Consider the following 9,732-nt stretch of genomic DNA (forward strand, 5'->3'; position numbering starts at 1 on the left):
GTCTATCGTGTTGGTAGGCGCTAAAGTAACTTAATGATGCGCCATAAAGGTCAAAACAGCTAAACGCACGCTCGGAAATGTATCATAAACAGTCGTTCCCCTAATACCGCTGCCCTGTCCTTAAGGCACTATATATTATATATGCATGATACAAACACGATCATACTATTATAACACGCAGACGGCTACGATAATCAATACGCTATACCAACAGTGCTTATACTATATATAATAACAGCGGCCCGTATCAATACCGGCCGCTGTTATTATATCCCATCATAAATCGATAGGTTTATGTCTTTTTAGTTGTTTTCCCTATCTCTTTAGGCAACCGATTGTTTTCTTTCAACGCTTTATTCAATAGATACTCGATCTGTCCGTTCACACTGCGAAACTCATCTGCCGACCATTTCTCCAATGCCTTATAAATATCGGCATCCATTCTAAGCATAAAGTTCTTTTTATCCGGCATAATATATTAAGTTGATATTATTGATATAAAGTACCGGTATTCAATACCGGTGCAGCAGCCTTCTCCCCGCAAAGTACTACCATCAGGTTGCTGACCATAGCAGCCTTCTTCTCGTTATCCAGTTCTACAATATCTTTTTCTGATAATTTCTGTAAAGCCATCTCAACCATACCCACCGCGCCTTCTACAATTTTGGCCCGTGCTGCAACAATAGCAGTCGCTTGCTGCCGCTGTAACATAGCACCGGCAATCTCAGAGGCATAGGCCAGATGACTGATCCTTGCTTCTTTGATCACAATACCTGCAGGAGCCAAACGATCTGTCAGTTCTTTTTCCAAGATATGATTTACGGCATCCCCACCCTCTCTCAAGGTAATCGTCATTTCTTTCTCTTCTGCTTCCAGATTATCGTAAGGAAAGCTATTGGCCAAATGACGCACCGCTGCTTCACTTTGTATTTTTACATAGGAAGCATAATTGCTCACTTCATAAGCCGCTTTATAGGTATCCCCTACCTGCCAAACGATTACTGCAGCAATCTCGATCGGATTACCCATCTTATCATTAACCTTAAGATTCTGTCCTTGTAAGTTATCGGAACGTAAGCTCACTTTAAGAGAAGAATACAGAGGATTTACGAAGAACAATCCGTTATCCTTTACACTACCCACATATTTACCAAAGAAATTCAACACCCTGGAGTGATTGGGATTAATAATCATCAATCCTTTTAAAATAAAGAAGGAGGCCAGCATCAGCAATACACCCAAAACAACAAAGACGGGACTTGTTTCGAAAAGGGTAAAACAAAAAACGGCAATCCCCATACATACCAGGGAAATGACTAGGGCTATATAGCCGGATACGGGTTTAATTAATTTTTCCATAAAAATATTTTTATATTGTTATGATATCAAAATTATATCATTTTAAAATAATTTCAAAATTTATTTTCTGCGGATAACAGTCGCCATTTATAGAAATATGTACGTTTTTCGATTTTAAATATACCTTTGCCAAATTATTATTGAACAGCATGGCAAAGAATTTACTCATAGTGGAGTCGCCGGCAAAGGCCAAAACGATCGAAAAAATTTTAGGGAAAGACTTTGAGGTAAAATCAAGTTTTGGACATATCAGAGACCTCGAAAAAGAGGGAATGGGTATTGATATTGAGAATGGTTTTGCCCCCAAATATATTGTATCGGATGATAAAGCCCGAGTGGTTAAAGAACTCAAATCATTAGCAAAAAAAGCGGATGAAGTATGGCTCGCAACGGATGAGGATCGTGAAGGAGAAGCCATATCCTGGCACCTTTGCGAGGAACTAGGCTTGAATCCGTACACGACAAAACGCATTGTGTTTCACGAGATCACCAAACCTGCCATTCAAAAGGCGGTACAAAATCCCAGAACCGTAAATATGGACCTGGTGAATGCACAACAGGCCAGAAGGGTTTTGGACCGTATTGTGGGTTTCGAAATCTCTCCCGTATTGTGGCGCAAGCTTAGCGGCAAAAGCCTTTCGGCAGGCCGTGTACAATCGGTTGCGGTAAAGCTGATTGTAGAACGGGAAAGGGAGATCAATCAATTTAAAACGGAAAGTAGTTATAAAGTTGAGGCGCTGTTTGAAGCACAGGACATCAATAAAAGACTGGTCACGTTTAAGGCGGAAGGTGCCCGGATCAGCCAGCAGAAATATGCAAAGCAGTTTCTGGAAAAATGTATCGGCGCTGCCTTTACGGTAAACAATGTTGAAGTAAAACCAGGTAAAAAAACACCTTCAGCCCCCTTTACCACTTCAACTTTACAACAGGAGGCCAGTAGAAAACTGGGCTACTCTGTAAGCCGTACGATGCGCCTGGCGCAGACTTTGTACGAAAATGGTTATATTACCTATATGCGTACCGACAGTGTAAACCTCAGCGAAACTGCTTTGGCAAACGCAGCGCATGCAATAGAAAAGCAATACGGAAAACAATACCATAAAAGAAGACAATACCAGACCAAAAACCAATCAGCACAGGAAGCGCATGAGGCCATTCGTCCGACAGAGATGATGGTAGCTCATATTGGGGAAATGGATGGCCAACGGTTATATGACCTGATCTGGAAAAGAACGATTGCCAGTCAGATGGAAGATGCCATTACCGAAAAAACAGTAGCGACAATTGACATCTCGACCCTGCCCCAGGATAAATTGGTGGCAACAGGAGAAGTTATCAAGTTTGATGGTTTTCTGAAAGTATATTTTGAAGGTAAGGATGATGAAGATGATGATGCACAAGAAGGTCTATTGCCCCCATTGAATAAAGGACAGCAATTACCTTTGCAGGAAATGAAGGCTACAGAGCGTTTCAGCCGTCCGGCTCCACGATATACGGAGGCGAGCCTGGTAAAGAAATTAGAAGAATTAGGCATTGGCCGTCCCTCTACTTATGCCCCTACCATCAGCACGATACAGCAAAGAAATTATGTAGAGAAAAATAATAAAGAAGGCATACAACGGAATTACAATGTACTGTCTCTAAAAAATAACAGCATCGTAGAACGGGTGGATGCAGAGATTACGGGTGCAGAGAAGAATAAAATGTTCCCAACGGATTTGGGTATGGTGGTAACGGACTTTTTAACAGAGCACTTCCCGGAGATCATGACGTACAGCTTTACGGCCAGTATAGAGCATGAATTTGATGAAATTGCTGCAGGTAAAAAGCAATGGAATCAAATGATCGGGAATTTCTACCAACCGTTCCACAATAAGGTAGCCGATACGCTTGAAAATGCAGGAAGGGCTGTGGGCGAGCGCATTTTAGGTAATGATCCGCAAAGTGGCAAGGTCGTGATTGCCCGTTTGGGTCGTTTTGGCCCTATGGTGCAGATCGGTGCCAGCGATGATGAGGAGAAACCAAAATTTGCAACCTTAAAACGCACGCAAAGTATCGAGACGATTAGCTTTGAAGAGGCGCTGGACCTGTTTAAACTACCATTAATACTGGGCGATTATCAGGCACAGGAAGTCATGGTGGGTGTAGGCCGTTTTGGTCCTTACATAAAATGGGGAGAGAGCTTTATTTCTATGCCTAAAGGCGAAGATCCGCTGATGGTTGATATGGATAGGGCGATTGACATCATTAAAGAAAAACAGGCGGCAGATGCCCCTATTGGTCATTACAAAGGCAATCCGATTACGAAGGGTACCGGCCGTTTCGGTCCTTTTATCAAGTATCAGGATATTTATATCAATGTACCCAGAGCTTATAATTTTGAGCAGCTGTCCCAAAAAGATATTGACGAATTGGTCTCTAAAAAACTGGAGAAGGAAGCAAACCGCTTTATCCAGCAATGGCCGGAAGAAAAGATCGCCATTGAGAATGGGCGTTGGGGTCCTTTTATCCGGTTTGGCAAAGACATGCTGAAACTTGGCCGGAAAGCAGACGGAGAAAAGTATGTGGCCGAAGACATGACAGATATTTCCTTAGAGGAAGTGAAGAAAATGATCATTGCCATTAATCCACAGGCATTCGAAAAGAAAACTAAAAAGGCGGCTACCAAAAAAGCTGCTGCCCCTAAAAAAGCCGCTACTAAAAAAACGGCGGCAAAGAAACCCGCCGCGACAAAAGCAGTAGCCAAAAAGAAATAAAACAATTGCTCCTTAATGGGGCAATTGTTAGTTATAATCTGTAAAGAAGATTCGGGCAATGGCCATTATTAAAGTAGAAAATTTAGTAAAACGATACGAACAGTTTACCGCGGTAAACGGGATAAGTTTCGAAGTGGCCCAAGGAGAGATCTTTGGATTGCTGGGACCGAATGGTGCCGGTAAGACAACCACTCTAGAGATTATCGAAACCTTAAGAGCGAAAACCTCGGGCAAGGTCTGGGTGGATGGCATCGATCTGGATAAAGCTCCTCAGGAAATCAAAAAAATAATCGGCGTACAATTGCAGTCCTCGGGTTTTTATCCAAATCTGAACCTGAAGGAATTGATTGAGCTATTTGCGGGTTTGTATAACGAAACCGTAGATCCTATGGCGCTTTTACGCAGTGTAAACCTGGAGGATAAAGCCAAAAATAAATTTAAGCAGTTGTCGGGCGGACAAAAACAACGTTTTTCGATTGCCACGACTTTGATTAATCATCCCAAAATCATTTTCCTGGATGAACCCACGACCGGGCTTGATCCACAGGCGCGCCGTAACCTATGGGACCTGATCAAACAATTGAAGCAAAACGGAACGACTATCGTGATCACCACGCATTATATGGATGAAGCAGAGGAATTATGTGACCGGGTCGCGATTGTGGATGCCGGAACCATCATTCAGCAGGATACACCCGATAAGCTCATTGATCAATTATTGGCCAGCGGATTCCAAAGGCTAAAGAAAACAAAGGAAGCAAATCTTGAAGATGTTTTCCTTAACCTGACCGGAAAAGACCTGAGAGAAAGTTAAGCGCTCATTTTCTGTTACTTTAAAATCAATATAGTCCAGACATTTTTGTATTTATTTATTGCTTTCTATGACCCTTTTACTTGAGCAAACATTTACGCTGAGCACACTGTCCCAAATGGCACAAACCTTTTACGCCATCGCACAACCTTATACCGTATGGGCATTGAGCGGACAATTGGGCGCAGGCAAGACAACCTTTACCAGTGCCGTCTGTAGTTTATTGGGTGTAGAAGATGCGGTAAGCAGCCCTACTTTTTCGATTATCAATCATTATGAATACACCGATGCTACGGGAATTACAAAACAGCTTTTCCATAGCGACTGGTACCGCCTAGCCGATGAAGAAGAAGCGATTAATGCCGGTGTGGAGGATATGTTGCATACCGGAAACAACCTTTGTATTGTGGAATGGTGGGAACGCGCACCGGAACTCCTGCCTCCTAATACTTTGTTTGTAGCACTGGAAGTTATCGATGAAGAAACAAGAAAAATAAAATGCATGATTAATGGATAAAAAATTTGTTTTTATAAAAACGAGCCGTTATCTTTGCATTCCTTTCAAGGGTTAAAGGTCAAAAGAATTCTTTTGACTTTTTATTTGAAATACTTAATACGGGCATGGTGCAATGGTAGCATACGGGTCTCCAAAACCTTTGATCTGGGTTCGAATCCTAGTGCCCGTGCAAACACTGAAGCCTTCGGGCTTTTTTAATTTATACAAACTATGGCTAAATTCGGTTCATACATACAAGAAGCATACGAAGAGTTGGTTCACAAAGTGAGCTGGCCTTCTTGGAGTGCGTTACAATCTACAACTGCGGTTGTATTATTGGCGTTAGTAATTACGACACTCGTTATCTTTGGCTTGGACGCTGTTTGCGAAGCCCTGATGAAATTCGTATACAGTCTTGCCTAAACGAAAACCTTACAATGAGTGATATTATAGAAACCCCGGCCCAACCCGTTCAGGATACCAAATGGTATGTACTGCGTGTGGTGAGTGGTAAAGAAAGAAAAATAAAAGAACACCTGGATAAGGAAGTTCGCCTTAGCGGATGGAGCAATGCGATTATCCAAGTCTTGTGTCCGGTAGAAAAAGTATTTAAAGTAACGAATGGCAAGAAAGCTTTAAGAGAAAAAATCCTTTTTCCGGGCTATCTGATGATCGAAGCAGTAGCAGGTAAATTTAACGATACCATGTTACAAACAATCGTTTCGGTTACCGGTGTAATCCACTTTTTAGGAAAAGAAAACCCTACCCCACTTCGTAAATCTGAAGTGAACAAAATGTTCGGTAATCTTGATGAAGTGATGGAACAAGGGGTATTGATGGCCGAGCCGTTTATCCTTGGAGAAACCATCAAAGTTATTGACGGTCCGTTCAACGAATTTAATGGTACTATTGAAGAGGTAAGCGAAGAAAAACGCAAACTGAAAGTAAGCGTTAAGATCTTCGGACGTGCACAAATCGTAGAGTTAAACTTTACTCAGGTAGAAAAATTATCTTAAACACATTTTATATAACAAAAAAGGTATCTGTTTTCAGATACCTTTTTTGTTATATGCTTACACCACATTTATATGCTTACTCCGTATCCGCCGTTCTGTTGAAGGCAGCATTGAGTAAGGTATAGAGTTCTGGATGATGCTCTTGCAGGCGTTCCGGTTGTTGAAAGAAATATTCAGAGACCACCGCAAAAAACTCTGCTTCATTAGTCGCACCGTAAGGATTGATATCGGTAATATCATGTTGTCTTATTTCCTTTATATATTCATGCATTAAGCTTATCCAGGGCTTCACATTATCATCCTGCAAAATAGCCTCCGGAATGCCGTCTGTAGCCCCGTCCGACTTATCTAATAAATGTACAAACTCATGAATAGCGGTATTGGAATCCGTATCGTTAGCAAAACCGGCCCTAAGGTAAGGCAGGGATAAAATCATGGTGCGGTGCATTGCCCCATCTCCTACCATACCCACTACATCCCGCTCATTGCCCTCCAGTTCATAGTCTTTATTAAAGCGATCAGGGTAGACAAGCACCTCGTTCAGGTTATTATACATCCAGTTCTTAAAACGAAATAAAGGAATAATCCCCGCTGCAGCTATCAATACCCTATCCTGCATCGTCACCGCTGCATTATTGATTGGCGTGATTTTTATCTTGTGCAGAAAAAGCTGTACCCTTTCTTCAAACACCTGTTGCTCGGGGGCGGAAAGCTTCTGGTAAAAAGGTACTTGCTTGGCAAGCACTTGTTCCGTAGTCTCCTCTTCCGGAATCAGTTTCTGATCTACCTTAGCCGCTTTTCTGTATATGCGGAAGAGGTATAGACCAATCACAACTGCCAGTAATAAAATAAGTAATTGGTAGCTCATTATAACGGGTTATAAAATAGATTAAGTAATAATCTGTGCCCCTTGTTTGCGCACAAATATTGTTTTGATCATGATCGACTGTCCTTCTATCTTTCCTTCCACATAAGCGGTATCATTGGGATCGAGCTTAATGTTTTTCACCACCGTACCCAGGCTTGCATTCACCGTAGATCCCTTTACATCCAATGATTTGATCAGCACAACGCTATCGCCGTTTTCCAACTGATGTCCATTGCTATCCCGATGCAAATCTACACTTCCGTCACTTTCATGATCGCCGGTTGCCTTTGCCCATTCCATATGTTCTTCATCCAGGTACATCATATCTAACAGATCTGCCGCCCAGCTCTCCTGGCGAAAACGGTTCAGCATACGCCAGGCCACAACCTGTACTGCAGGTGCTTCATTCCACATTGCGGTACCCAGGCATTGCTGCCAATGCGCCGGTGTTAATTCTGCTTTCTTATCGACTTGCGTCAGGCAGGGCTCACAAATATAGATTTCCCGGTCAGATACGTTGCCGGCAGTCGGGGGCACTTCATAAATAGATAATCCTCCTTTTGCGTCACATAATTCACATTGGTTATGGCTGCGTTCCTGTAGTTGTTGTAGATTCATAATACGATCACAGATATGGCTTACATATCATTTTTTATTTTTTTATAACTGGTTACAATTCCTTTAATCAAAGAAGAGCTAAAGCCCTGGTGCTCCATTTCGTTTAAACCGGCAATGGTACAGCCTTTTGGTGTAGTTACCTTATCGATTTCCTGTTCGGGATGGGTATTGCGTTGCAGCAGTAATTCTGCAGCTCCTTTAACGGTCTGCGCGGCAATCAATGCTGCCGTTTTCGCATCAAAACCGATCTCAATCCCTCCTTGTATATTAGCCCGGATAAAACGCATGGCAAAGGCGGTGCCACAAGCGCCCAAAACGGTAGCCGCATCCATCATCGATTCTTCAATAGCCACCGTCAGTCCGAGCTTATTGAAAATATCGGTAACAAAATTATGTTGTTCCGTGCTTGCATTAAGCGCACACAAACAAGTAATGCTTTCTTTAATCGCAATAGCGGTGTTAGGCATTGCCCGAAAGATGGTAAAATCCGGCCCGGTCATTTCGGTAAGGTCACTTAAACTGACCCCGGTCATGACACTGATCAGGGCTTGCGTAGCGGCATTCATGTGCGGCAGGAGCCCGCTCAGGATTTCTTTAACCTGAAATGGTTTCACCGCGAGTATAATCCAGTCTGCGCCGTCAATTGCGGCTACATTGTCGCTGGTCACCTGCACCCCTTTTGCAGCCAGGGCGGAAAGCGCCGCAACATTTCTCCGGGAAATGGTAATCTGCTCCGGTGCGATAAAGCTGCTGGAAATAAGTCCTTCTGCTATCGCCTGTCCTAAATTACCGCCCCCTATAATCGCCATCTTTTTCATAAGCTGCAAAGAAACGAAATTTAAATAGCAATATAAATTATGTTGGCTTGCCGGAAGCCTATGTTCATATTTTAGCCTATTTTTACCGCTTAAAAAATATCGCACTTTGCCTCATAATAATTCTCTCCCTTCTTCTGATGCCGACAATATGCGCTTAGCCAAACGTATGGCACATTTGGGTTTCTGCTCTAGGCGGGAAGCCGATGTGTACATTACTAAAGGCTGGGTAAAAGTGAATGGCATAACCATTACCGAAAAAGGGCAACGCATCAAAGAAACCGATGTGATCACCATCAATAGTCAGGCACAACAACAGCAATCCAACCGGGTCACCATTATTCTGCATAAGCCTATGGGTTATGTGAGTGCACAACCGGAAAAAGGATATAAAGCCGCTGCGGAGCTGATCACACTGCAAAACCACTGGAGTGAAGATAAGAGTGGCATCCGCTATAGCGAGAGACACCCTTATGGCCTTGCACCAGCCGGCCGTCTGGATATTGATTCCGTAGGGCTTTTGGTGCTGACACAGGATGGCCGTGTTGCCAAGCAACTAATCGGTGATAATAGCGGGGTGGAAAAGGAATACCTGGTGCGGGTAACGGGAAAGATAGATGATAATGGATTAAAACTCCTGAATCACGGCCTCAGCCTCGACGGAGAACTATTACGTCCGGCAAAGGTGAGTTGGCAGAATGAAGACCAATTACGCTTTATTTTGAAGCAAGGTAAGAAAAGACAAATCCGCAGGATGTGTGAATTGGTCGGCCTGAAGGTAGTGGGGTTAAAACGCATTCGTATAGGCAATGTCGTCTTGGGAAAATTACCTCCGGGACAGTGGCGCTATTTAGGTGCGGATGAGCAGTTTTAAGGGGGCGAGCAGTAAAAAGTAAGAAGGTAGAAGTAAAAAGTAAAAAGATATTCCTCTCCTGCCTTATAAATCCGGGTCTTAAGAAAATCATGGGCTTGGGGCGATCAGGCGCGAAAACT

General features: G+C 43.0%; 11 protein-coding genes and 1 tRNA gene. 7 read left to right on the forward strand and 5 right to left on the reverse strand.

The features are described 5' to 3' along the window. Positions 1-292 precede the first annotated feature (292 nt). Entirely contained in the window at positions 293-451 is a 159-nt protein-coding gene (locus DBR32_RS00005; protein WP_233559619.1) for a PTS ascorbate transporter subunit IIC, read from the reverse strand. Positions 452-489: 38 nt separating this feature from the next. Further along, positions 490-1,359 carry an SPFH domain-containing protein gene (locus tag DBR32_RS00010; protein WP_124634237.1) on the reverse strand — a complete coding sequence of 290 codons (870 nt, stop codon included), beginning with the start codon at positions 1,357-1,359 and terminating at the stop codon, positions 490-492. Between the two features lie 149 nt (positions 1,360-1,508). On the opposite strand from DBR32_RS00010, the gene topA reads away from it, so the two are divergent. The 6 genes from topA (at position 1,509) to nusG (ending at position 6,438) form a co-directional block, all read left to right on the forward strand. Further along, positions 1,509-4,115: a type I DNA topoisomerase gene (topA, locus tag DBR32_RS00015; protein ID WP_124634238.1), complete on the forward strand. Its 2,607-nt coding sequence runs from the start codon at positions 1,509-1,511 to the stop codon at positions 4,113-4,115. A 58-nt stretch (positions 4,116-4,173) separates the two neighbouring features. Then, the gene (locus DBR32_RS00020; RefSeq protein ID WP_124634239.1) at positions 4,174-4,929 is read left to right on the forward strand and encodes an ABC transporter ATP-binding protein; all 756 of its coding nucleotides are present in this window, start codon (positions 4,174-4,176) and stop codon (positions 4,927-4,929) included. Between the two features lie 67 nt (positions 4,930-4,996). Continuing rightward, on the forward strand, positions 4,997-5,443 hold the full coding sequence (gene tsaE / locus DBR32_RS00025; RefSeq protein ID WP_124634240.1) for a tRNA (adenosine(37)-N6)-threonylcarbamoyltransferase complex ATPase subunit type 1 TsaE: 447 nt from the start codon (positions 4,997-4,999) through the stop codon (positions 5,441-5,443). Positions 5,444-5,541: 98 nt separating this feature from the next. Further along, a tRNA-Trp gene (locus DBR32_RS00030) sits at positions 5,542-5,612 on the forward strand. A 41-nt stretch (positions 5,613-5,653) separates the two neighbouring features. Beyond that, positions 5,654-5,845, forward strand: coding sequence for a preprotein translocase subunit SecE (secE, locus tag DBR32_RS00035; RefSeq protein ID WP_124634241.1), 192 nt, complete (start codon positions 5,654-5,656; stop codon positions 5,843-5,845). A gap of 14 nt (positions 5,846-5,859) precedes the next feature. Next, a complete protein-coding gene (nusG, locus tag DBR32_RS00040; protein ID WP_124634242.1) occupies positions 5,860-6,438 on the forward strand; it encodes a transcription termination/antitermination protein NusG in 579 nt (192 codons plus the stop codon). Positions 6,439-6,514: 76 nt separating this feature from the next. Here nusG and DBR32_RS00045 read toward each other — a convergent pair whose 3' ends face one another. The 3 genes from DBR32_RS00045 to proC are packed head-to-tail and all read right to left on the reverse strand — an operon-like array spanning position 6,515 to position 8,742. Continuing rightward, a complete protein-coding gene (locus tag DBR32_RS00045) occupies positions 6,515-7,306 on the reverse strand; it encodes a zinc-dependent peptidase (RefSeq protein WP_124634243.1) in 792 nt (263 codons plus the stop codon). A 21-nt stretch (positions 7,307-7,327) separates the two neighbouring features. Further along, on the reverse strand, positions 7,328-7,924 hold the full coding sequence (locus DBR32_RS00050; protein WP_124634244.1) for an alkylphosphonate utilization protein: 597 nt from the start codon (positions 7,922-7,924) through the stop codon (positions 7,328-7,330). Positions 7,925-7,944: 20 nt separating this feature from the next. Then, the gene (gene proC, locus DBR32_RS00055) at positions 7,945-8,742 is read right to left on the reverse strand and encodes a pyrroline-5-carboxylate reductase (protein ID WP_124634245.1); all 798 of its coding nucleotides are present in this window, start codon (positions 8,740-8,742) and stop codon (positions 7,945-7,947) included. Positions 8,743-8,848: 106 nt separating this feature from the next. Here proC and DBR32_RS00060 point away from each other — a divergent pair, with 106 nt between their 5' ends. Further along, positions 8,849-9,613 (forward strand): pseudouridine synthase, encoded by a 765-nt coding sequence (locus DBR32_RS00060; protein WP_199724265.1) that lies wholly within the window; start codon positions 8,849-8,851, stop codon positions 9,611-9,613. The last annotated feature ends 119 nt before the right edge of the window (positions 9,614-9,732 follow it).

It is taken from the genome of Taibaiella sp. KBW10, assembly GCF_003852495.1.
Lineage (GTDB): Bacteria > Bacteroidota > Bacteroidia > Chitinophagales > Chitinophagaceae > Edaphocola.

What these genes read in the sequence shown, in the direction of transcription:
- DBR32_RS00005 (WP_233559619.1), bottom strand. Translation starts at nt 451, where the DNA reads ATGCTTAGAATGGATGCCGATATTTATAAGGCATTGGAGAAATGGTCG.
- DBR32_RS00010 (WP_124634237.1), bottom strand. Translation starts at nt 1,359, where the DNA reads ATGGAAAAATTAATTAAACCCGTATCCGGCTATATAGCCCTAGTCATT.
- topA (WP_124634238.1), top strand. Translation starts at nt 1,509, where the DNA reads ATGGCAAAGAATTTACTCATAGTGGAGTCGCCGGCAAAGGCCAAAACG.
- DBR32_RS00020 (WP_124634239.1), top strand. Translation starts at nt 4,174, where the DNA reads ATGGCCATTATTAAAGTAGAAAATTTAGTAAAACGATACGAACAGTTT.
- tsaE (WP_124634240.1), top strand. Translation starts at nt 4,997, where the DNA reads ATGACCCTTTTACTTGAGCAAACATTTACGCTGAGCACACTGTCCCAA.
- secE (WP_124634241.1), top strand. Translation starts at nt 5,654, where the DNA reads ATGGCTAAATTCGGTTCATACATACAAGAAGCATACGAAGAGTTGGTT.
- nusG (WP_124634242.1), top strand. Translation starts at nt 5,860, where the DNA reads ATGAGTGATATTATAGAAACCCCGGCCCAACCCGTTCAGGATACCAAA.
- DBR32_RS00045 (WP_124634243.1), bottom strand. Translation starts at nt 7,306, where the DNA reads ATGAGCTACCAATTACTTATTTTATTACTGGCAGTTGTGATTGGTCTA.
- DBR32_RS00050 (WP_124634244.1), bottom strand. Translation starts at nt 7,924, where the DNA reads ATGAATCTACAACAACTACAGGAACGCAGCCATAACCAATGTGAATTA.
- proC (WP_124634245.1), bottom strand. Translation starts at nt 8,742, where the DNA reads ATGAAAAAGATGGCGATTATAGGGGGCGGTAATTTAGGACAGGCGATA.